General features: G+C 64.9%; 22 protein-coding genes. 10 read left to right on the top strand and 12 right to left on the bottom strand.

The window, feature by feature from the left end; translation table 11 throughout:
* Positions 1-31 precede the first annotated feature (31 nt).
* Positions 32-685, bottom strand: coding sequence for a GntR family transcriptional regulator (locus GYB81_RS07890; RefSeq protein ID WP_161864346.1), 654 nt, complete (start codon positions 683-685; stop codon positions 32-34).
* 233 nt (positions 686-918) lie between these two features.
* Between GYB81_RS07890 and GYB81_RS07885 the strand changes: the two genes are divergently transcribed.
* Together GYB81_RS07885 and GYB81_RS07880 are read left to right on the top strand one after the other, a co-directional pair.
* Complete coding sequence (locus tag GYB81_RS07885) at positions 919-2,310, top strand: aspartate aminotransferase family protein (protein ID WP_161864345.1); 1,392 nt, start codon at positions 919-921, stop codon at positions 2,308-2,310.
* Positions 2,311-2,401: 91 nt separating this feature from the next.
* Positions 2,402-3,781, top strand: a complete 1,380-nt coding sequence (locus GYB81_RS07880; protein WP_161864344.1) for a glutamine synthetase family protein — start codon at positions 2,402-2,404, stop codon at positions 3,779-3,781.
* Positions 3,782-3,794: 13 nt separating this feature from the next.
* Here the strand turns inward: GYB81_RS07880 and GYB81_RS07875 are convergent, their stop codons facing one another.
* Positions 3,795-5,060, bottom strand: a complete 1,266-nt coding sequence (locus GYB81_RS07875; protein WP_233787501.1) for a hypothetical protein — start codon at positions 5,058-5,060, stop codon at positions 3,795-3,797.
* A complete protein-coding gene (locus GYB81_RS07870; RefSeq protein WP_161864343.1) occupies positions 5,057-5,779 on the bottom strand; it encodes a tetratricopeptide repeat protein in 723 nt (240 codons plus the stop codon). The genes GYB81_RS07875 and GYB81_RS07870 overlap by 4 nt, the downstream gene beginning before the upstream one ends.
* Before the next feature lie 219 nt (positions 5,780-5,998).
* Between GYB81_RS07870 and GYB81_RS07865 the strand changes: the two genes are divergently transcribed.
* On the top strand, positions 5,999-6,496 hold the full coding sequence (locus GYB81_RS07865) for an acyl-CoA thioesterase (RefSeq protein ID WP_161864342.1): 498 nt from the start codon (positions 5,999-6,001) through the stop codon (positions 6,494-6,496).
* Here GYB81_RS07865 and GYB81_RS07860 read toward each other — a convergent pair.
* The gene (locus GYB81_RS07860) at positions 6,487-7,020 is read right to left on the bottom strand and encodes a TFIIB-type zinc ribbon-containing protein (RefSeq protein ID WP_161864341.1); all 534 of its coding nucleotides are present in this window, start codon (positions 7,018-7,020) and stop codon (positions 6,487-6,489) included. The genes GYB81_RS07865 and GYB81_RS07860 overlap by 10 nt on opposite strands.
* A gap of 124 nt (positions 7,021-7,144) precedes the next feature.
* On the opposite strand from GYB81_RS07860, the gene GYB81_RS07855 reads away from it, so the two are divergent.
* A complete protein-coding gene (locus GYB81_RS07855) occupies positions 7,145-7,546 on the top strand; it encodes a DUF3301 domain-containing protein (protein ID WP_161864340.1) in 402 nt (133 codons plus the stop codon).
* 12 nt (positions 7,547-7,558) lie between these two features.
* Here the strand turns inward: GYB81_RS07855 and GYB81_RS07850 are convergent, their stop codons facing one another.
* Together GYB81_RS07850 and GYB81_RS07845 are read right to left on the bottom strand one after the other, a co-directional pair.
* Complete coding sequence (locus tag GYB81_RS07850) at positions 7,559-8,437, bottom strand: alpha/beta fold hydrolase (protein WP_161864339.1); 879 nt, start codon at positions 8,435-8,437, stop codon at positions 7,559-7,561.
* A gap of 37 nt (positions 8,438-8,474) precedes the next feature.
* Complete coding sequence (locus GYB81_RS07845) at positions 8,475-9,452, bottom strand: CobW family GTP-binding protein (protein WP_161864338.1); 978 nt, start codon at positions 9,450-9,452, stop codon at positions 8,475-8,477.
* A 95-nt stretch (positions 9,453-9,547) separates the two neighbouring features.
* On the opposite strand from GYB81_RS07845, the gene GYB81_RS07840 reads away from it, so the two are divergent.
* A complete protein-coding gene (locus GYB81_RS07840; RefSeq protein WP_161864337.1) occupies positions 9,548-9,898 on the top strand; it encodes an NADH:ubiquinone oxidoreductase in 351 nt (116 codons plus the stop codon).
* Positions 9,899-10,304: 406 nt separating this feature from the next.
* On the opposite strand, the gene GYB81_RS07835 is transcribed toward GYB81_RS07840, so the two are convergent.
* The 3 genes from GYB81_RS07835 to dksA are packed head-to-tail and all read right to left on the bottom strand — an operon-like array spanning position 10,305 to position 12,591.
* Positions 10,305-10,949 carry a DUF1826 domain-containing protein gene (locus GYB81_RS07835; RefSeq protein WP_161864336.1) on the bottom strand — a complete coding sequence of 215 codons (645 nt, stop codon included), beginning with the start codon at positions 10,947-10,949 and terminating at the stop codon, positions 10,305-10,307.
* Positions 10,949-12,154 carry a zinc metallochaperone GTPase ZigA gene (gene zigA, locus GYB81_RS07830; protein ID WP_161864335.1) on the bottom strand — a complete coding sequence of 402 codons (1,206 nt, stop codon included), beginning with the start codon at positions 12,152-12,154 and terminating at the stop codon, positions 10,949-10,951. Before zigA ends, GYB81_RS07835 begins: the two co-directional genes overlap by 1 nt.
* Positions 12,155-12,168: 14 nt before the next feature.
* The gene (gene dksA, locus GYB81_RS07825) at positions 12,169-12,591 is read right to left on the bottom strand and encodes an RNA polymerase-binding protein DksA (RefSeq protein ID WP_161864334.1); all 423 of its coding nucleotides are present in this window, start codon (positions 12,589-12,591) and stop codon (positions 12,169-12,171) included.
* A gap of 71 nt (positions 12,592-12,662) precedes the next feature.
* On the opposite strand from dksA, the gene folE2 reads away from it, so the two are divergent.
* Positions 12,663-13,553: a GTP cyclohydrolase FolE2 gene (gene folE2, locus GYB81_RS07820; protein ID WP_161864333.1), complete on the top strand. Its 891-nt coding sequence runs from the start codon at positions 12,663-12,665 to the stop codon at positions 13,551-13,553.
* A 3-nt stretch (positions 13,554-13,556) separates the two neighbouring features.
* Here the strand turns inward: folE2 and GYB81_RS07815 are convergent, their stop codons facing one another.
* Together GYB81_RS07815 and GYB81_RS07810 are read right to left on the bottom strand one after the other, a co-directional pair.
* Positions 13,557-15,470, bottom strand: coding sequence for a DUF2207 domain-containing protein (locus GYB81_RS07815; RefSeq protein ID WP_161897779.1), 1,914 nt, complete (start codon positions 15,468-15,470; stop codon positions 13,557-13,559).
* Positions 15,471-15,472: 2 nt separating this feature from the next.
* Complete coding sequence (locus tag GYB81_RS07810; protein ID WP_161864331.1) at positions 15,473-16,039, bottom strand: LemA family protein; 567 nt, start codon at positions 16,037-16,039, stop codon at positions 15,473-15,475.
* A gap of 113 nt (positions 16,040-16,152) precedes the next feature.
* Between GYB81_RS07810 and GYB81_RS07805 the strand changes: the two genes are divergently transcribed.
* From GYB81_RS07805 to GYB81_RS07795, 3 genes are all read left to right on the top strand, one after another.
* Positions 16,153-18,072, top strand: a complete 1,920-nt coding sequence (locus GYB81_RS07805; protein WP_161864330.1) for a DUF294 nucleotidyltransferase-like domain-containing protein — start codon at positions 16,153-16,155, stop codon at positions 18,070-18,072.
* On the top strand, positions 18,069-18,776 hold the full coding sequence (locus tag GYB81_RS07800) for a 3'-5' exonuclease (protein WP_161864329.1): 708 nt from the start codon (positions 18,069-18,071) through the stop codon (positions 18,774-18,776). Before GYB81_RS07805 ends, GYB81_RS07800 begins: the two co-directional genes overlap by 4 nt.
* Before the next feature lie 169 nt (positions 18,777-18,945).
* On the top strand, positions 18,946-19,107 hold the full coding sequence (locus GYB81_RS07795) for a DUF2986 domain-containing protein (protein ID WP_161864328.1): 162 nt from the start codon (positions 18,946-18,948) through the stop codon (positions 19,105-19,107).
* Between the two features lie 192 nt (positions 19,108-19,299).
* On the opposite strand, the gene GYB81_RS07790 is transcribed toward GYB81_RS07795, so the two are convergent.
* Positions 19,300-20,202 (bottom strand): LysR family transcriptional regulator, encoded by a 903-nt coding sequence (locus tag GYB81_RS07790; RefSeq protein ID WP_161864327.1) that lies wholly within the window; start codon positions 20,200-20,202, stop codon positions 19,300-19,302.
* Between the two features lie 145 nt (positions 20,203-20,347).
* Between GYB81_RS07790 and GYB81_RS07785 the strand changes: the two genes are divergently transcribed.
* Complete coding sequence (locus tag GYB81_RS07785) at positions 20,348-21,736, top strand: L-serine ammonia-lyase (RefSeq protein WP_161864326.1); 1,389 nt, start codon at positions 20,348-20,350, stop codon at positions 21,734-21,736.
* Positions 21,737-21,755: the final 19 nt, after the last annotated feature.

The following is a 21,755-nucleotide window of genomic DNA, read 5'->3' as shown; positions in this document are numbered from 1 at the left end:
TTATGCGCCGGCTTGAACCCAGCTACGGCCCTCACCCTTCGCCCTGCTCCAGCGCCAGCAGGTTGAGCAGGAACCGCGCGAAATACAGCAGATCCTGTTCCATGGCCTGGCGCGCGCCCTTGGCATCGCCGGCCTCGATGGCGGCGAAGGCGTCTTCATGAAAGTCGTTGAGCCGTAACGACAGATCGGCACCGGTGAACAGGCGATTGAAGAAGGGGCCGATCTGCAGCCATAGCGACTCGATCGAACGCACCAGCACTGGGTTGCCACAGGCGCCATACAGCTGCAGATGGAACTGGCTATTGGCGTTGAGGTAGTCCTGAACCTGACGCTGCTCGATGGCCGCATCCATGCGCTGTACGCAGTCACGCAGCCGGGCCAGGTCGTCGCGACTCAGGCGCGGCGTAGCCAGCTCCACCGCGAGACCTTCCAGCGCCAGGCGTACCTGGAAGATATTTTCGTAACGTTCGCGGGTCATCGAGGGCACGCGCACCGAGCGCTGCTGCTCGCCTTCCAGCGCACCCTCGGCCACCAGGCGCTGCAACGCGGCACGCACCGGCATCGGGCTGGTGCCCCACTGTGCGGCCAGATCGCGGATCTTCAACGCCTGTCCAGGCTGGAAACGTCCCGCCAGCAGGCCTTCGCGAATACGTTGGTACAACTGTTCCTGCAGATTGTCGCTCATGGTTTCAACATCCCTTTGGCGGTGCAGGAAGCTGGGACAGAGTAAGTAGACAGTCGCGCATGAAATTCTCCATTGAACCAAGACCGGGTGACAGAAATGAGCGATGCCCGGCCACCCAGAATTTGTGATCACATAACAAGCAAAATATTAACCCATACTGGTCAAATGGGGATATATTGCGATTTTTGTGATCACAAAATATGATGCACTGAAATCCGAACGAGGCGTTCAACATGACTGCCAGTGGTATCGCCCCATCCGCCGTGGAAACCTTCACCGCCCGTGAACGCGCCCGTTTCCTCGAACGCAACCCGAAGTCGGTGGCCCTGGCCGAGCGCGCCCGTCACTCGCTGTACGGCGGCGTGCCGATGCACTGGATGGCCGACTGGTCGACGCCGGTACCGCTGTTCGTCGAACGCGCCAAGGGCGCGCGCTTCTTCGACGTGGACGGTCACGAGTACATCGACTTCTGCCTGGGCGACACCGGCACCATGTTCGGCCACTCGCCGGAGCCGGTGGCCCGAGCCCTCGCCGAACAGGCCAATAACGGCCTGACCACCATGTTGCCCGGCGAGGACGCGGTAGTCTGCGGCGAGCTGCTCGCCGAGCGCTTCGGCCTGCCCTACTGGCAGGTGACCGCCACGGCAACCGATTCGAATCGCTATGTGCTGCGCTGGGCGCGGGCCATCACCGGCCGCAAGACTCTGCTGGTATTCGACGGCTGCTACCACGGCACCGTCGACGACGTGATGGTGCGCGAGCGCGATGGCCAGACCGTGCACCGCTCCGGCCTGATCGGCCAGGCCTATGATCTGACCGAGCACAGCCGCGCCATTCCCTTCAACGACGTCGCAGCGCTGGAAGCCGCATTAGCTCAGGGCGACGTTTGCGCCCTGCTCTGCGAGCCGGCGATGACCAATATCGGCATGGTCCTGCCCGATCCGGGCTTCATGCAGAAATGCCGCGAGCTGACGCGCAAGTACGGCAGTCTGCTGATCATCGACGAAACCCACACCATCTCCACCGACATCGGCGGTTGCACGCGCCTGTGGGGGTTGGATCCGGACTTCTTCGTGGTCGGCAAGCCCATCGCCGGTGGCGTGCCCTGCGGCATCTTCGGTTGCAGCGCGGCGATGGCCGAAGCCATGACTCAGGCCCGCCAGCGCGCCAGTGAAGCAAGCCAGGGGCACGGCCACAGCGGCATGGGCACCACCCTGTCGGCCAACGCCCTGGCCATGCATTGCATGCGCGCCAACCTGCAGCAGGTGATGACCCAGGCAGCCTATGATCACATGCTGCCGCTGGCCGCACGTCTGGCCGAAGGTTTCCGCCAGCTGATCGACAAGCACGGCCTGAACTGGTCGGTGACCGAGCTGGGCGCACGCTGCGAGTTCCAGTTCTGCGCCACCCCGCCGCGCACCGGTGCCGAGGCCGAAGCGGCGTTCCATGACGAACTGCAGATGGCCCTGCACCTGTACCTGATCAACCGCGGCATCCTGATCACCCCGTTCCACAACATGACCCTGTGCTGCCCGAGCACCACGGCCGAAGATGTGGACAGGCTGATCGCCATGCTCGATGCGGCCCTCACCGAACTGCTGGCCATTCCCGGTGCCCGTGAGTAATACCCGTGGGAGACACTTCAGCGGCGACAGTCGCGGCTGAAGCCCCTCCCACAGGTTGAATGGCGCCCCACGACCTTTTGCGAGAACCACCATGCAATTCGCCCATCCCCAGGAAGCGCGTGACTTCCTCGAACAACACCCCGAGGTGCGCAGCATCGAACTGATGCTGATCGACGCCAATGGCATTCCGCGCGGCAAGCTGCTGCACCGCGACGAACTGCTGGCCATGTACGAGAACGGCCGTCCGCTGCCCAGTTCGATCCTGTCGCTGACCATCCAGGGCGAAGACGTCGAGGAGAGCGGCCTGGTCTGGGAAGTGGCCGATGCCGACTGCTGGACCTACCCATTGCCCGGCAGCCTCACCCTGCAATCCTGGCGCACGGTGCCCACCGGCCAGGTGCAGGTGAGCATGCACCCGACTGAAGGTATGCCGGCCACGCCGGGCGACCCGCGCCATGTGCTGGCGCGCACCATCGATGCGCTCAAGGCCGACGGCTACCATCCGGTGATGGCGGTGGAGCTGGAGTTCTACCTGCTGGACAAGCAACGCGATGCCAACGGTCGCCCGCAGCCCGCCATGCAGATGAACGGCGTGCGCCCGCAGGCGCCGCAGGTCTATGGCGTGTACGAGCTGGAGCAGGTGCAACCTTTCCTGGACGACCTCTACGCCGCCTGCGAGGCCCAGGGCCTGCCGGTGCGCACGGCGATCTCCGAATATGCTCCGGGCCAGCTGGAGCTGACCCTGGAGCACCGCTTCGATGCCCTCCAGGCCGTGGACGAAGGGGTGCGCTACAAGCGCCTGGTCAAGGGAGTGGCTAACAAGCACGGGCTGCAGGCCTGTTTCATGGCCAAGCCGTTCGGTGACCTGGCCGGCAGCGGCATGCACATGCATGTATCGCTGGCCGACACCGAGGGCAACAACCTGATGGCCAGCGAGCTTTCTGACCTTGAAGGCAGGCACGGCACGCTCTTGAGGCACGCCATCGGCGGCATGATGGCCACGCTCGACGACGCCCTGGCGATCTTCTGCCCCAACGCCAACTCCTTCCGCCGCTTCCAGACCAACAGCTACGCGCCGCTGGCCAAGAGCTGGGGGGTGAACAACCGCACCGTGTCCTTCCGCGTTCCCGGTGGGCCGGCCAACAGCCGTCACGTCGAACACCGTATCTGCGGCGCCGACGCCAACCCTTATCTCGCCGCCGCTGCGATCCTCGCCGGTATCCACAAGGGCATCCGCGAACGGATCGACCCGGGCCAGGCCATCGTCGGCAATGGCTACGAGCAGGCCCGCGAAACGCTGCCCACCGACTGGCTCACCGCCCTGCGCAACCTTGAAGGTTCAAGCTGGGCACGCGAAGCGCTGGGCGAGGATTTCCTCAAGGTGTTCCTGGCGATCAAGTGGGCCGAGTTCCGCCAGTTCATGGGCGAGGTGGGTGAGCAGGACTGGCGCTGGTACCTGACTCACGCCTGATCCGAACACCATCCTACAAGGGCATGCAGCGGCCGTTGAAGGCGGCCTCATGCGGGCCGTCGAAGCACAGCTGGCCGCGCCCATCAGACCTGGCCAAACGTGTCGGGTAGTACGGATTGCGCGCGTCCGGCAAGCTGGCCAGTCGCTCGGCATCGAGCCTCCCGAGCGGCAGGCTCACCAGCACGGCCAGCAAACGACGCTTGGCCTCCAGGTCCTGCAAGCGCCCGGCATACAGGCGCATATCCGGGCCGGCGATAGCCAGCAGGATGTTGCCGACGCGGTTGCGCACGCCGCCAACGGCAGGCGGCTCGGGAGCCGGCTCCTGCAGCGCCGCGGCGAATGCCTCCGGCGGCAGCTGCGACAACTCGGCGGCTCGCGCATAAGGCGCCAGGCTGGCGTTGATGGTCATCTGCTCGCGGAAAAACAGCAGCAGGCTGAGGTATTCGCTGCCGGTGGCGTTGTCTGGCAGTTGCGCATACATCTGCGCGATGCCGAAGAACTCTCGCTGCATCGGCCTCAGCAGCGAACGCTCGTCCTCGCCGAACCGCGCCGGAATCTCCGGCCGCGGCGTCAGCCCGTGGCGATACAGGCGAACCTGCCACTCCAGGTTGCGGCTGACCAGCACGCCCAACAGCATCTTCAGTACCAGATTGTCGGCGCGCACCAGCTGCTGACGCAGCAATCCCAGTTCCTCCTGCAACCCAGCCTGCGCCGCATCGCCGCGACCCTCGAGGGCCATCTGCAGCACGAACAGATCGAACAGCTGCTGGCCCTTGTACACATAGGTCAGTTGCGGCACCGGTTCGGCGATGCTCACCGAGGTGAGCGTGCGGTAATCATCCAGGCCGAGAAATTGTCTGTAGCGTTCGCGCAGTACCTTCTGCTCCACGCTTAACGCGGACAACTGGTCGGCCTGCGCCAGCAGGCTGTCGAAGCAGCCGGGCGTCTCGATCTGGCAGAACAGTTGCCCCTGGGGAACCGGCAGGGTGGCAGCGGTCGGCGCCACATAAGCGCCATCAGTCACGCCGTGCCCGGCGTACCAACTTTCGTACTGCTGCAGACGCACGGTGCCCAGCGCCTCGGGCTGCTGATCGACAGGCGCATCCAGGCCGCTCAGATACAGGTACGCCCGACTTTCGCCAGCCGCCGCCTGCACCTGCCGCTGCCAGTCCTGCACCTCGGCATCCAGCGGCTCGTCACGCAGCCAGGCGCTGCCAACGGCCAGAAGCGTCACGACCAGGATCAAACCGCCAAACAGGGCGGCACGGCGCAGGTTCACGGGCGCACCTGGGCATCGACCTTGATGTAGCTCCCGGCCACGCTGATACCCATGCCGCCGTAGTCCTGGCAACCCTCGTCGAATACTTCCAGCACGCGCAGGGCAATGCCTTCGCGCAGCAATTGCACGGCGCAGCCGGTGCCGAGCTGCGCATCTTCCAGCTTCATCACTGCGCCCTCGCCTTGCAGGCGTCCCTCCAGATCACCGATAGCTGCCGGGCCGTATTCTTCCACCCGTGCCCCGGCGCGCAGCGGCGAGAAGCTGGCGCGGTAACCGCCCGCCGGGTCAGTGCTGATCTGCAATTCGCTCCATACCGCCTGACCGCCATAGCGCAGATAGCGGCCCTGCGGGCTGGCCGCCAGCGCCTGATAATCCACCGCCTCGGCCACCTTGCCCATGTGCAGGCGGGTCGAAGAACCGCTGAGGTGGTTGTCCAACGCCACCCCCAGCCAGGCCCGCGCCATACCGGCATCGCCCGCGCGCAGATTGGCCAGAATCAGGTTGTTCAAGGCCAGCTCCAACTGCGCCTCGTCGCCCTGCTCGACGCGGCGTAGCTGACGCTCGAATGCCTCGATGGCATCGCTATAACGGCCGGCCTGATAGGCGGCACTGCCCAACTGGTTGCATTGCGCTGCAGTGGCGCAGTCATCACTTGCCTGCGCGGCGCTGGTGAACGCCAGCAGCAGCGGCAGAGAGAGAAATTTCAAGCGGGTCAGCATGGATGGCATCCTTGCAATGGAAATGGGCGAGTTTAGAGCCTGTTCACGATGGCGAACTGGAATATACGGTGGCGAAATCAACCGGAGAAGCGCAGTTTGCCTGTTGTAAAGAGCATCATGAGGGGCCGTTCAGCCAACGCGCAGCAGATCGTAAACAGGTTTAGTTTGAATCTTGCATCAGACCTTTCTCTCAGCAGTCCACATGTACTCGGAGCAACGATGGAAGCCGGAACCGCACAACTGACGATGACCGTACTGATGACCCCGGACATGGCCAATTTCTCCGGCAACGTTCACGGCGGTACGCTGCTCAAGTACATGGACGAGGTGGCTTATGCCTGCGCCAGCCGCTACGCAGGGCGATACGTGGTGACCCTGTCGGTGGACCAGGTAATGTTCCGCGAGCCGGTGCATGTCGGTGAGATGGTTACCTTCCTCGCCTCGGTCAACTACTGCGGGCGCACCTCCATGGAGGTAGGCATCAAGGTGATCACCGAAAACATCCGTGAACGCTCGGTGCGCCACACCAACAGCTGTTTCTTCACCATGGTGGCGATGGATGAGCACGGCCGCCCGGCAGTGGTGCCCGAACTGCACCCGGACACCCCCGACGGCCTGCGCCGTCAGCGCCAGGCCAAGCAGCGGCGGCAGATCCGCGAGGAACTGCAACAGCGTTACCAAGCCTTGAGCGAGGAGAAGAACGCCCCTCAGTCGTGACCGATGTAGAACAGCAGTTCGCGCCGCTGCGGATGATCCTTGAGCCAGGCGCGGATCTCGTCGGCGCGGGCGATGGCTTCCTCGCCGGCGATGCGGCTGAAGCGCTCACGCCGCGCCTGTTCGCTGGCCTCCTGCCGCACCTGGCGCTGCCAGGCGTCGGTGAAGATCGCCGGCATGCGCTGACTCAGTTCCAGGGCCTTGAGCAGTTGCCATTCGCCGCTGTCCAGCCAGGCTTCGTCGCAGGTGCTGCACAGGTCCAGACGATTGGCGCGGGTGCCGCTGATCTGGTATTTGCTCATCAGCTTGGCGCACTTGGGGCAGCTCAGCGCGTGGCTGGTTTCGCCCACTTCGGCTTCGGCGGCCAGGGCTGTTGGCGTCTCCTGCGCCGGCTGACGCTCGGCCCAGTCGCGGTAATGCAGCAGGCTGACCAGCGTGCCAGCGCATTGCGGGCAGCCATGGCCGAGCAGGCCATCTTCGAGTTTCGCCGGTTGCAGGCGGCTGGTACGGCAGGCGGGGCAATGCATGATGACGTCCTTTTCACAAATGAAGTGCGCACACGCTAGTGCACAGCCGACACACGGACAAGCTCATGTGCTGAGAACTGCGTGGCAGATAGGCTAAGCTCTGTCTCCCAGAGCCGGAGTCGCCATGATCAACCTGTTCGATGTCTTTTTGCTGATGCTGTTCGCCGCCGTCTGCGCCTGGCTGTGGCGCGGCCATGGCATTCGTGAGCGGGCACTGGCGTACGCCAAGCAGCACTGCGCCAAGCTCGACGTGGAACTGCTCGACGGCGCCGTGGCGCTGCGCCGCCTGGCCATCGAGCGCGATGGCAGGGGCCATCGGCGCCTGGCGCGGCTGTATGACTTCGAATTCACCGTCACCGGTGAGCAGCGCCTGCGCGGGCATATCAGCATGTTCGGCCCGCATCTCGGGCGCATCGAACTGGAACCCCATCCGATACTGGAGCCGCAACCCGAGCCGGTCGCGGTGCAGCATTCCCATCCGGGTAACGTCATCCGCCTCGACGACTGGCGGCGCAAGGCCCAGTAGCGCTGGCCTGATTCAGCCGCGCCGCAGGAGGAAATCGCTCACGCGTTCGGCGCTGTCGGCCGGCTGCTCCTGCATGAAGCAGTGCCCGCCCGGCACCACCTGACTGCGCACATGGGCGTTGCTCGCACACCAGCGCGCCACGGAGCGGGCCACGAACGGGTAGGTGCTGGCGCCGTGGATCACCTCGGTCGGCGTCGTCACCCTGGCCAGCGATGGCCACAGGCGCCGCGGGAAGGAACCGAAGATATCGGCCTCGCGGCTGGGCCGACACTTGAGCTCGACGCCACCTTCGACCTCCTTCAGCGCATGCTCGATATAAGCGTCGAACGCCGCTTCGTCCCAGCCGCGGAACATACCGCGGCCATGCAGAGCGGCATGCGCACTGGCGCGATCCGGCCATTGCCGGCGACGCTTCTTCGCCTTCTTCGCCAAACCGTTGCGCTGCGCCAGGCCGACCACGTCTGACAGCGCCATCACGCCGATCATCGCCGGGCTGAACAGCACCGGATCAAGCAGTACCGCACGCTGGAACAACTCGGGATGGCGCGCGAGGATCAGGCTGGTGAGCACGCCGCCAAAACTGTGGCCCAGGGCGAAGCGCGGCACCTCACCAAAGCGGCCGCGCAAGGCCTCGAAGGCCTCTACCGCCAGTTCGGCGCTGCGGTTCCAGCCGTGGAAACGACCACCGTGATCGCTGTCGCCATGGCCCTGCACGTCACACAGCCAGAGGTCGAAATCTTCCGCCAGCAGCGCCAGCATCGGCGTATAGACCCGCCCGCAATAACCGTTGCCGTGCAGGAAATGCAGCAACGGTTTTCCCGATGGCGGCGTATGCCAGCCGCGCAGGGTAAAATCGGCAGAGGTGTCATGAGACCAGGGCAGCAGGTGCATGAAAGTTATCCACAACGACGAAAGCGCGGCGAGTGTATCAGCCGGTCGCAGGAATTCGGCAGGTGGCGAACGAGGCGCTGAGCGCTTCGACGTCCTGCGCCTGATCGAAGATCAGTTCCAGCCGCGAGTCCTTGCGCCACTCGCTCGGGCCCCAAGCCTGCAGCGCTTGCCCTTGCACGGCATTGAGCGAACGCCAGCCCTCGGCACCGTGCAGCACGGCCTTGGCTCGGCGCCAGCCGAGGTTGCGTAACCAGTCCGCGACCTGCGCGAGGTCGAACATTTGCTGAGGATGCCAGCGCCAGCCGATGCTCCAGCCCTCGACCTGAGCCTGCACCTGGCAGATCGGCTCGGTGGTATCGCGCCAGATCTGCGCCAACCCCGGCGCGGCAGCAGGGAACTCGCCACCCACCTGCATGGGCGACGCCTGTGCTGCCAGGCCGGGCAGCAAGGCCAGGTCGAGCCGCCCCCGTTCGGTCCAGTGCAGCGGCACGGCTGGCAGACCGGCAGCAACCCGCGCTCGCGCCTGGGCACCCAGGCCTTCGCTCTTGTTCAACAGCAGCAGACCAGCCTCATCCAGCGCCTGACGCTGCACGTCCGGCAGCGGCTGACCGCTGGCCAGCGCGGCGGCATCCAGCACCAGCAGCGCCGGCTGCACGGCCAGCACGCCGAACCAGGGCGGCTGGCGCAACTGCGCCAGCAACTGCACCGGATGCCCCAGACCGGACGGTTCGATCAGCAGACGATCAGGCTTGGCCTTGCGCAGCAGGCGGCCAAGGCCGACCTGAAAGGGCGCACCGTTGACGCAGCACAGGCATCCACCGGCCACCTCGGCCAGGGCGATGCCGTCGTCGCCCTGCTCCAGCAGTGCGGCATCCAGACCGATCTGGCCGAATTCGTTGATCAGCACCGCCCAGCGCTCAGCCGCAGGTTTCTGCGCCAGCAGGTGACGGATCAGGCTGGTTTTGCCGGCACCCAGCGGGCCGGCGATAAGGTGGGTAGGAATTTGGCTGAGCATGAATCTATCGTCGGTGGTTCGCCAGGCAAATGCCAGCACAGACTGCAAGGAAGCAGCATGTTAGATTCGCTGGCAGTTTTTCGGGAGTCGAAACGATGCGTGCATGGCTGTTGCTGTTCTCTCTGCTACCGGGCCTGGTCCTGGCCGAAGCCTGCGTGGTGCATAGCCAGGCCGAGCGTCTGGATGTGAAGGTCTGCCAGGAAAATCGCAACATTCCCGCCACGCTGTTTCGTGATGGCTTCTGCCAGCCGCAATTGCAGGGGCAGACGGTCGAGGTGGAATTCGTCGAGCAATGTCCGCAGGGCGCCTATGGCATTTGCCAGAATGCGCGCGCCGGCAGTGACCTGTACCAGCAGGACATCCACTACTACGGCGTGGCCAGCGACGCGCTGTATCTGGAGCCGGCCTGCACCAGCCAGTATCAGGGCAAGTGGATCAAGCCCTGACCTGAGCTGCCTGAAACAAACGCCGGGACTGACATCAAAGTGTCATCCAGAAAGCGCCTAATGACCGCGGGTACCTCACGTAACCCTCATGTCGAGTCACGCGTCGACATGATCTCTTGGTGCTTAAGGCCGGGGCAGTCGCTCCGGCCTATTTTTTTCCGTCATGCCTGGCAGCAGCATAGGCCTCGCCTCGCGGCATGAAGCTGTTCCCACAAGCAACAGTCGAACGCAAGCAGTCCCCTCGCCCCGGTGGGGAGAGCGGAAGTTTTGCAGCGTTTCAGCCCTCTCCCCCGGCCCCTCTCCCATAAATGGGAAAGGGGAGCCAAGCGCCTACCGCCTTAAGTGGACAGCATTACGCCCGAGGTACGGCTTCCATGACATGTTTGCCGCGCAGCTTGTGGCGATGTCAGGCCAGCCAATCCAGGGTCAGCAACAAGCGCCGCTGACCGGCCGGCGGCTGCGGCGATCGATGGATCAGCCCGCGGCCTTCGTTGCCCTGCCACTTCTCGCCCTTGGCCAGCGCCACATGCCCGCTATCCAGACGCTGGATCAACGCCTGTTGCGTAGGTTCTGCCTCCGGCTGACCGAGCCTGCTGCGCGACATCGCGCCCTCTTCCAGCCACTCGCTGCCGACCCCGGCGTAGCTGGTGATCAGCCGCAGCGGTACATGGTCGACGTGAAAGCGCGGGCACATGGCCTTGTCCAGCGCGCGCAGGCGCAGGCCGATGCGCTGGGCATCGAGCAGGCAGGCGTAGGCGCGCACCAGCCAGGCCACGTCGGCGAGGAAGGCGGCCTGGCCCGGCAGGTCGGCATACTGCGCGACCAGGCCGCTCAGGTTCGGCTCGCTGTCGGCACGCGGCAGTTCCAGGGTCATGGAATGCGCCAGGGGCTCGCCCTGGGCCAGCAGCGCATCGGCGAAGTCGGCGATCTGCGCCGGCAGGCGGCGCTGCCAGACGGCCAGGTTGACGCCGTCGTGCAGCACCTCGCCGAGCACCTGAATATCCGCTCCCAGCACCTGCCGGGACACTTTCGGCAACTGCAGGGCGAACATCAGGCGGCCTCCTGCTGCCAGGCGCCGAACGGGTCGGCGAGCAGACGCCAGGCTTCCGGGCCGCCGCCCATTTCCTCATCGGTGAGCAGGCAGGCGTCCAGCTCGGCGGTCAGGCGGGCGAAGTCGATGTTCTGGCCGATGAACACCAGCTCCTGGCGGCAATCACCGACCTCTGCGCTCCAGTGCTTCATGATCGCCTGCAGGCCTTCCTCGTCCTGCGGCCAGTGTTGCCTGGACACGAAGCGCCACCAGCGTCCGGCCAGGCCGTGACGCATCAGGCCGCCGGCCTGCGACCAGCTGCCGGCCTCCTGATACTTGCTGGCCAGCCAGAAGAAGCCCTTGGAGCGCAGCAGGCGGCCGTTGCTCCATTCCTGCGAGAGGAAGTCGAAGAAGCGCTGCGGATGGAAGGGCCGACGCGCGCGGTAGGCGCTGGAGGCGATGCCGTACTCCTCGGTTTCCGGCACATGCTCGCCACGCAGTTCCTTGAGCCAGCCCGGCGCCTGCGAGGCGCGTTCGAAATCGAAACGGCCGGTGTCGAGAATCCTGTCCAAAGCGATCTGGCCCATGCTCATGGCCTGGATATCGGCGTGGGTATTGAGGCCGCGGAGGATGGCCATCAGCTCCTCGCGCTCGGCCTGGCTGATCAGGTCGATCTTGCTGACGAGAATGACGTCGGCGAACTCCACCTGCTCGATCAGCAGATCGGTGATCGAGCGTTCGTCCTCCTCGCCGAGGGTTTCGCCACGGCTGGCCAGGCTCTCGGCCTCGTGAAAATCGCGCAGGAAGTTCACCCCGTCGACCACCGTGACCATGGTGTCCAGCCGCGCCAGATCGGACAGGCTGCGGCCCTGCTCGTTGCGGAAGGTGAAGGTTTCGGCCACCGGCAGCGGCTCGCTGATGCCGGTGGATTCGATCAGCAGGTAGTCGAAGCGGCCAACGCTGGCCAGGCGGGCGACCTCTTCGAGCAGGTCTTCGCGCAGGGTGCAGCAGATGCAGCCGTTGCTCATCTCCACCAGTTTCTCTTCGGCGCGGTTGAGGCTGACGTCGCGCTGCACTTCGCTGCCGTCGATATTGATTTCGCTCATGTCGTTGACGATCACCGCGACCTTGAGACCTTCGCGGTTCTTCAGCACATGGTTGAGCAGTGTGCTCTTGCCGGCGCCAAGAAAGCCGGACAGCACGGTAACGGGTAGACGTGGGTTCATGGGGGGTTCCTCGTTCAGTCACGGTCACGCTGATGTTTTTCGCGCTGCTCCTGACGCTCCTTGGCTTCGATGCACAGGGTCGCGGTCGGGCGCAGCAGCAGGCGTTTCAGGCCGATGGGCTCGCCGGTCTCGGCGCACCAGCCGTATTCGCCACGCGCCAGGCGTTCGAGCGCCTGGTCGATCTTGTCGAGCAGCTTCTTTTCCCGCTCCAGCAGGCGCAGCTGCCACTGCCGTTGCTCCTCGGCGGCGCCGATATCGGCGACGTCGCTGCTGGTTTCGGACTGGCGCAGCTCGCTGAACTCCTCGTCGATACGCGCCTGCAGATCGGCACGCTGAGCCAGCAGCAGCTCGCGGAAGAAGCGCTGCTGCGTATCGTTCATGTAGTCATCTGCCGGCTGGGCGAGCAGCTCGGCTTCGGTAGGCAGGGTCGGGGTCATGGCAAATCGGCTAACGTGTTTTAATTGTTATAACATAACATTTATTTCTGACAGCAACCCATGGATTTGCGATGAACGAGCTGCCCCTGCCGGATATTGCCGCCCAAGCCACTCACCATGTTGTGCCACTGGACTGGGTCGGCATGGCCGGCATCGCCTTACCCATTCGCCTGGCGGGCGCGGCCGTGAACGCCAGTGTCGATATCGGTGTCAGCCTCGACGACGCCGGCGCGCGCGGCATTCACATGTCGCGCCTGTATCTGGCGGCGCAGCGTCTGCTGCACCAGCAACTGGACGTGCCTGCCCTGCTGCAGGTGCTGGATGATTGCCTAAGCAGCCATCAGGCACTGTCCGACAGCGCCACCCTGACCCTACGCGGCGAGGTACCGCTCGAGCGTGTTGCGCTGGTCAGCCCGCTCAGCGGCTGGAAGGCCTACCCCTTCGAACTGCGCGCCAGACAGGACGGCCGCGGCGTCAGCATCGAGCTGCAAGTCGAGGTCGGCTACTCGTCCACCTGCCCCTGCTCGGCGGCGCTGGCCCGCCAGTTGATTCAGCAGCGTTTCGCCGAAACCTTCGCCCGGCAATCCATGGACTATCAGGAGGTGCTCGACTGGCTTGGCTCGACCCAGGGCATCGTCGCCACGCCACACAGCCAGCGCAGCACCGCGACCCTGCAGCTGCGCCTGGCTCCCGACTGCACCGAGCTGCCCGTGCTGGCGCTGATCGACAGCGCCGAGCAGGCCCTCGGCACGCCGGTGCAAACAGCGGTGAAACGCGCCGATGAACAGGCTTTCGCCCTGGCCAACGGACAGAACCTGATGTTCTGCGAAGACGCCGCGCGCCGCCTGCATCAAGCCCTGCGCAGCCTGCCGCAGGCCAGCGCCTTCCGCCTCAAGGTCGTGCACGCGGAAAGCCTGCACGCCCACGATGCCGTGGCCGAAAGCCGTTGGAACTGGAGCTGAGCCCTACCAGCCACCACCGCCCGAGCCACCCGAGGAGCTGCCGCCCGCGGATGAAGACGACTGGCTGGGCGCGACCGAAGAGGCGGCCGTCGCCCGGCCCAGGTTGGATGACAGACTGCTGCTCAGCGACTGCGAGCTGGTGATGCTGCGGCCCGAATACCAGTCCGGCTTGTAGCCTTGCGCCGGTGCTTCCACCAGGCCGCTGGCCAGCGCCCGGTCGAAGCGCTCGCTCCATTGCTGCTCGACGCCCAGCGCCATGGCGTAGGGCAGGTGCTGCTCGTACAGGGCGATGCTCATCACCGGCGCCTCGGCAACCTTTTCCATCAGCTCGCTTTCCGCCAGCTGCAGGTAGTCACGGTAGCCCTCGAGCTTGTCGAGCACCTCGCGGCCGCGCAGTGTCGGCGCCTCCAGCAGCCAGCGAAACAGCCCGCAGAGCAGCACGAACGCGACCACCAGCACCAGGTTCCAGACCCCCAGCGTGGGCACCGTGCTGCCCATCATGGTCAGCACGCCCAGGCCGACACTGCCGAAGGGTACGGCGAAGATCAGGCCGAAGAGCATTTGCCCGTAACGACGGGCATGCCATCTGCGCAACGCCACGAACGCACCGCCGATGCCGACGGCGCCGAAGGCCAGTACGAACAGCGACATCATGCCCACGACGAACACATCGGCGCCGCTCAGGCCGGGCAGTAGCGTCAGCGGCACGCCCAGCACGGCCAGAGCCACGCCGCGCCACCACTGTTGGCGGTTGAGCCTGAAGCAGGCCGCGTGATAGTCCGCGCTGATGCTGGCCTGCAGCGCATCGAGCGCCTTTTTCAGTTTCGGCTCGTAATGGCTCCCGAGGGTCAGGCTCGACGCGCTGCTGAACAGCGCGCCATACACCTTGCGTTCACCCGGATGCAGGGGTGGCACCGGCTTTCCGGCGGACTCGAGGGTGTAGCCCTGGTCGCTGTCGGACAGCTTCACCGCGCGCTTGATCGCCATCGAGGTCAACGCCACGGTCAGTGCCCGCGTCGGGCTGTAGCGCATGCCGAACCCCTGATGCCAGACGAAGCCGGCCGCTGCCGGTGACAACCCTTCCGGCGCCTGGAACAGCGGAATGATCAGGCCTTTCTGCGGGTCTCGGCCGACGCGCCGCCACTGCCACAGGAAGTAGCTCAGCAAGGCCAGAAACACCAGGCTGCCCAGTGCCGTACCCGGATTGTCCTGCAGCACCCAGAGCAGGCGTTTACCCAGCCCGGGCCGCTCGATCAGCCCGGCGGGCCAGGCCACGGCGATGGTGAAGCCGGCATAGGCAGGCAGAGGCTCGGTGGTCTCCATGCGAAGCTCGCCGTCGTTCTGCGTCAGCACCCGGAAGTTCTTGTCCTGCGCACCGCTGCGCCCGGTATAGCCATCGACCCGAAGAATCTGCGCGCCGTCGGGCAGGCTTACGCGGATGCGCGCCTGGTCGATGGGGAAGATCCAGCCGTTGCCGGTGACGTTCCAGTACAGCTCGTCTTCGTTGGCACGCTCGATCAACTGCCGCTGCGTCAGGTAGACGATGCGATAGCGATGGCGCCCCGGCTCCAGCTTGCGGCTGGCCGAGCCGATGCGAACGCGCTCGACGGCGCCCCTCGACTCCAGCTGATAGGGCTCCGGCTGGCCGTTGCGCTGCACCTCCAGCACCTCGAAGCCGACGCGGCGCAGCAGCCGTTCACGGCTGATGCTCTGCACCGGGAAATCCCGGAAGATGCCGCGGCTGATCTGCTCCCCCGCTGCCGCGACGGTGATCAGCTCGGTCACCAGCAGGCTGCCATCGGTACGTATCTCGACACTCACCGAGTAGTCGGTAATGCGTTCTTCCTCGCTCGCCAGCGTGGTGCCCGCCAGGCCCAGCAAAAACAGGCAGACAAGCGACTTGAGCCATCCCGGCATGATCAGAACTCCATTTTCGGCGGTTGCCCCTCGCGGGCATCGGCGAGGGCGAAATATTCGGCAGTGGTGAAGCGCAGCAGCTTCGCCACCAGGTTGCTCGGCACCGATTCGACCAGCACGTTGAGCTCGCGCACCGCTCCGTTGTAGTAACGCCGGGCCATCTGGATATGATCTTCGACTTCGCTGATGTTGCTCTGCAGCTCGCGAAACTGGCTGTCGGCCTTGAGCTCGGGATAAGCCTCGACCAGGGCGAACAGCTGGCGTAACTGGCTGCCCAGCTGCGCCTCCACCGGTGCCCGCTGGCCCATTGGCGAATCGGCCAGCTGCACGGCGCGCGTGCGCTGCTGCACCAGCGTCTCCAGCGCGCTCTGCTCATAGCGCATGTACTGACGCACGCATTCCACCAGCGCCGGAATCAGGCTGGCGCGGCGCTTGAGCTGCACATCGATGCCGCTCCAGGCTTCAGCCACGCGGTGGCGGTTGAATACCAGACGGTTGTAGTAGAAGACCGTCAATCCGCCGAGCACGAGCAGGATGCCCACGCTCCACCATAAGTCCGGATGTTGCATACCTGCTCCTTTTTTGGCCTGTTGTGACAGCCACTTTCCTCATAGCGACACGGTGGGACGACATCCCTTCGCTATGCTCGTATCCTTGAATGCCAGCAATCAGCGAGGCCCCCATGCAGATCGAGCTGATCGAAATCCGCGACCACCTGAGTCGCTTCGCCCCCTTCGACAACCTGCCGGAGCAGACTCTCGACGAGATCGCCCGTCAGGTGCAAGTGGGCTACTTCAAGGCCGGTAGCGAAATTCTCGCCGCCGGCGCGCCCATTCACGAGCTGCACTACGTGCGCAGCGGCGCAGTGGAAACCTATCGACGCGGGGGTGAACTGCACAACCGCCTGACCGAAGGCGACGTCTTCGGCCAGGCTGGCCTGCTGCGGGGCAACAAGGTGCGCCTGGCGGCCAAGGCACTGGAAGACTGCCTCATCTACTTCATCCCCAGTGCGTTGTTCCAGCAGCTATGCGATCAGTTCGACAGTTTTGCCGACTTCGTCGAGGCCGAAGGCCAGTCGCGCCTCAAATCCGCTCTGGAAGACAGCCACGGCAAGGCCAGTGAGCTGATGAAGATCAAGGTGCGCAAACTCATCGGGCGCTCGCCGGTCAGCGTCCCGCTGGACATGCCGGTCCAGCAGGTGGCGAAGGTCATGAGCGAGCAGAGCGTGTCCTCGGTGATCATCGTCAACCCCGGCAGGCGCTGGCCCAACCCCGCCCAGGTGCAGGTGGCCGATCAGCAGAACCAGGTAATGGCCGGCATTCTCACCGATCGTGACCTGCGCACCCGCGTGCTGGCCGAAGGCTTGCCAGGCGACACGCCGGTCAGCCAGGTGATGACGCCCGGGCCCGTCACCGTGCAGGCCGACGAGTCGGTGTTCGAGGCCATGCTGTGCATGCTGCGCAACAACATCCATCACCTGCCCGTGCTGCAGCGCCGCCGCCCGGTCGGCATGATCTCCCTCGCCGACGTCATCCGCTATGAGTCGCGCAGCAGCCTCTATCTGGTCAACAGCATCTTCAACAAGAACTCGGTGGAAGGCCTCAAGAGCCTGCTGCCGGACCTGCACGCCACCTTCGTGCGCATGGTCGCCGACGATGCCAGCGCTCATATGGTGGCGCGGGCCATGAGCAGTATCGGGCGCGCCTTCACCCGGCGCCTGCTGGTGCTGGCCGAGGAGAAACTCGGGCCACCGCCGGTGCCCTACTGCTTCATGATCGCCGGCTCGATGGCGCGTGATGAACAACTGCTGCTCACCGACCAGGACAACGCCCTGGTGCTCGACGACAGCTTCGACCCGAATCAGCACGACGCCTACTTCGCCGAACTGGCGCAGTTCGTCAGCAATGGCCTGTCCGCCTGCGGTTATGCGTACTGCAAGGGCGGCATCATGGCCAGCAACTCGAAATGGCGCCAGCCACTGAAAGTCTGGCGCGGCTACTTCAATCAATGGATCGAGAAGCCCAACCCGGAAACTCTGCTCAACAGCAGTATCTTCTTCGACCTCGATGGCGTGTATGGCGCGACCGCGCTGGTGGAAAATCTCAAGGAACTGCTGGCGGAGAAAGCCAGCGCCAGCCCTGCCTTCCTTGCGGCCCTGGCACGCAATGCGCTCAATCGCACCCCGCCGCTGGGCTTCTTCCGTACCTTCGTCATGGAAACCGATGGCCGCCAGAAGAACATCATCAACCTCAAGGGCCGCGGTACTGCGCCGTTGACCGACCTGATCCGCGTGCACGCTCTGGCGTGCGGCTCCAAGGCGCAGAACTCGCTGGAACGTCTCGACGCCATCGCGGCCACCAAGCTGCTGCCCAAGGAAGCCCTGGATCATCTGCGCTACGCCTTCGAGTTCCTCAGCCTGGTGCGCATCCGCCACCAGGCCCGCGAGGTGGAAGCCGGCAACCCACCCGATAACTACGTCGAGCCGGAGAAATTCAGCTCCAGCGAACGCCACCACCTCAAGGAAGCCTTCCAGGTCGTGAGCAACGCCCAGAAGTTCCTGCGTTTCCGCTATCCGGCCCAGCCACTCTCTCGCCCGCAATGACTACGTATCAAAATCAGGACTGGCCGCAGCTCTTCGCAGAACGCGCGGCCAGCAGCCAGGACGCACGCCTGCGAGCCTATTACGGCGCAGGCTGCATCGCAGCCGACACGCCACTGGCGGAGGCACCACTGGTCGCACTGGACGTTGAGACCACCGGCCTCGATCCGCGCAGGCACGCCATCGTCAGCCTCGGCCTGGTGCCGCTGAACCTGCAGCGCATCCACTGCGCCGAAGCGCGCTACTGGGTAGTCAAACCCACCTGCGAACTGAGCGCCGAATCGGTCACCTTTCACCACATCACCCATTCCGACATCCGCCACGCGCCACGCCTGGCCAGCGTGCTCGACGAACTGCTCGAAGCCCTGGCCGGCAAGGTAGTGGTTGCGCATTACCGCAACATCGAGCGCAACTTCCTCGATCAGGCATTGCACCAGCATCTGGGTGAAGGGCTGATCTTCCCCATCATCGACACCATGGAGCTGGAAGCACGCCTGTACCCCAAGCGCACGGTCAGCTGGTGGGGCCGCCTGCGCGGCCGCGAGCCCATTTCCATCCGCCTGGCCGACAGCCGCCTGCGCTATGGACTGCCGCTCTACTCCGCCCACCATGCTCTGACCGACGCCCTGGCCTGTGGCGAACTGCTACAGGCACAGGTGGCGACGCACTACCCACCGCATACGCCGGTCGGGGCGCTCTGGAGCTGAAACCAACCGCCCACGTTGTAGGAGCGGCTTTAGCCGCGAAGCTTTTGCTTTCCAATGCCGCGTTGCAAGCCGGGCATTAAGTAGCGAGGAGGGTGGTTGAGCATAGCGGTACCCATCCTGCGGGCGCCGCGTGAGGATCATCAATTCAGGACAAAGCAGACTCACAACCATGAATCGCCGCAAAAAGATCAAGCAACTGCTCGAAGCCCACGCCAAGAAGGCCAACGCCAAGCTTGCGCCCAAAAGCAACAAACCCAAGTACATCAGCAAGGCTGACAGGGCGAGGTTGGCGGCTGCAGCGGCTCAAGAGTGCGCCACGCCCGCGGAGTAAAGCTCGGGGTACCCATGTGAAGTGCGGACACATCGAAAAGCCGAAAGCATCGCGGCTAAAGCCGCTCCTACAGGGCTTAGAAAAGTGGGGTGGATAACACGAAGCTTATCCACCGCCGGGCGGGGGACGGATGAGGTGTGACTGGCTGAGCACCGTCTCGCGGCCAAGCCCCTCCCACAGGGCTCGGTGGCGCTAGCCCAATACCCTGTCAGCCGTATAAATCGCCTCGTCGAGAAACACATTCACCGCCGGATGATCGCGCTCACCCTTGCGGTAGGCGAGGAACACGCCGCGCTGGATATCCGGCAGCAGCGGCACGGCGGTGACGCCGGGCAGCGGCCGCACCAGACGCAGACCGGAGACGATGGAGATGGAGTTACCCGAGGCGACCATGGCCGCGACCATCTCGAAACCGGCGCAGTGGGCGTTGATGCGCGGCGCAAAACCGGAACGGCGGCACAGGTTGGCGATGAACTCGCCGAACGAGCTGCCGCTGGAATCCAGCGCCCAGGCTTCGTCGCGCAGGTCGGCGACGGTGAGGCTGTCGCGTCTGGCCAGGGCATGGTCGATGGGCAGCAGCACGTGCAGCAGATCCTGGGTCAGAGGAATCAGCGCATAGTGCTCGCGGTTCTCGTCCGGAGTCACGGCCAGGTCGTCGATCACCGCCACGTCGATCTGCCAGGAGCCCAGGGCGCTGAGGCTCTCCTGCGGCTCCAGATCCAGCACCACCACGTTCAACCGCGGATAGGCGCTACGCAGCGCCCGTACGGTTTCCGCGATCACCGCCACGGCGATCGAGGGGAAGGCCGCCACCCGAAGTTCACCGGCGATTTCGCCGCGCAGCAGCGCCAACTCCGAACGCGCTTCGTCGAGTACCGTGAGGATGCGCTCTGCGTGCGCCACCAGGCGCTCACCGGCCGGGGTCAGCACCACGCCGCGGCCGCGTCGCTCGATCAGTGCCACGTCCACCTCGCGCTCGAGCTGCGCAACCTGCTGCGACACGGCCGAGGGCGTCAGGTGCAGCGACTCGGCAGCCGCCGCCATGGTGCGGCAGCGCGCCAGTTCGCGCAGGGTTCGCAGGCGGGTGATGTCCATGACGCGATCTCAACAGTTAAGCGACGCTAACGAATACGTTAAAAATAAATCAGTATACATAATGATATGGCCGTTCTTAGATAGGGGCATTCCGCACGCGCGTAACCGGGCGCGTGTCCATTCACTCGACAAGAAGAACTTCGCCATGGCTATCAGCGTTTTCGACCTGTTCAAAGTTGGTATCGGCCCGTCCAGCTCCCACACCGTCGGCCCGATGCGTGCCGCCGCGCTGTTCACCCACGCCCTGGAAAACCACGAGCATATGCCCAAGGTGACCCGTGTGGTCGCCGAGCTGTATGGCTCGCTGGGCGCCACCGGCAAGGGCCATGGCAGTGACAAGGCGGTGCTGCTCGGCCTCAGCGGCCATGAGCCGGATACCGTCAATGTGGATCTGGTGCCCGAGTACATCGAGAGCATCCGCCGCGACAAGCGCATCGTGCTGGCCGGCAAGCATGAAGTCCGCTTCGACGAGAAGGCCGACCTGAAAATGTTCCGCAAGGCGCTGCCGCTGCATGCCAACGGCCTGCGCTTCGCCGCCTTCGATGCAGCCGGCATTCAGGTACACGAGGCCACCTACTATTCGGTCGGCGGGGGCTTCGTGGTCAGCGAGGCCGTGCTGGCCGATGGCACCAAGCAGAAGATCATCGCTCCGGATGCCACCGCCCTGCCGCTGCCGTTCCGCAGCGGCGCCGATCTGCTCAAGCTGACCCGCGAGCACGGCATCGGCATCGCCGAGGTGATGCGTCGCAACGAGCGCCACTGGCGCAGTGACGAAGAAACCGACGCCGGCCTGCTGAACATCTGGAAGGTGATGCAGGCCTGCGTGGACCGCGGCTGTCGTACCGAGGGTATCCTAGCCGGGGGCTTCAAGGTACGCCGCCGCGCTGCCATCCTGGCGCGCAAGCTGGGCGGCTTCCAGCGCAGCTACATCGAAGATCCGCTGCGCATGCTCGACTGGGTCAACCTCTGGGCACTGGCAGTGAACGAAGAGAACGCTGCGGGCGGCCGCGTGGTCACCGCACCGACCAACGGCGCCGCCGGCATCGTCCCGGCAGTGCTGCACTACTACGTCAATGCCATCTCCGGTGCCAACGAGCGCGGCATCATCGACTTCCTGCTCACGGCCGGTGCCATCGGCATCCTGTACAAGGAAAACGCCTCGATCAGCGGCGCCGAGGTGGGTTGCCAGGGCGAAGTGGGCGTGGCCTGCTCGATGGCTGCCGGCGCGCTGTGTGCGGTACTGGGCGGCACCCCGGAGCAGGTCGAGAACGCCGCGGAGATCGGCATGGAACACCACCTGGGCCTGACCTGCGACCCGGTCGGCGGCCTGGTGCAGATCCCCTGCATCGAGCGCAACGCCATCGCTTCGGTGAAGGCCATCAACGCCGCGCGCATGGCGCTTTATGGCGACGGCGCGCACTACGTGAGCCTGGACAAGGTGATCAAGACCATGCGCGAGACCGGCGCCGACATGCTGACCAAGTACAAGGAAACCGCTCGTGGTGGCCTGGCGGTGAACATCGTCGAGTGCTGATGCACGGCCTGCTCTGAAA

The organism is Pseudomonas yangonensis (assembly GCF_009932725.1).
GTDB lineage: Bacteria > Pseudomonadota > Gammaproteobacteria > Pseudomonadales > Pseudomonadaceae > Aquipseudomonas > Aquipseudomonas yangonensis.
The sequence above is the reverse complement of the archived record's forward strand: the minus strand, read 5'-3'. Positions and strand labels throughout refer to the sequence as shown.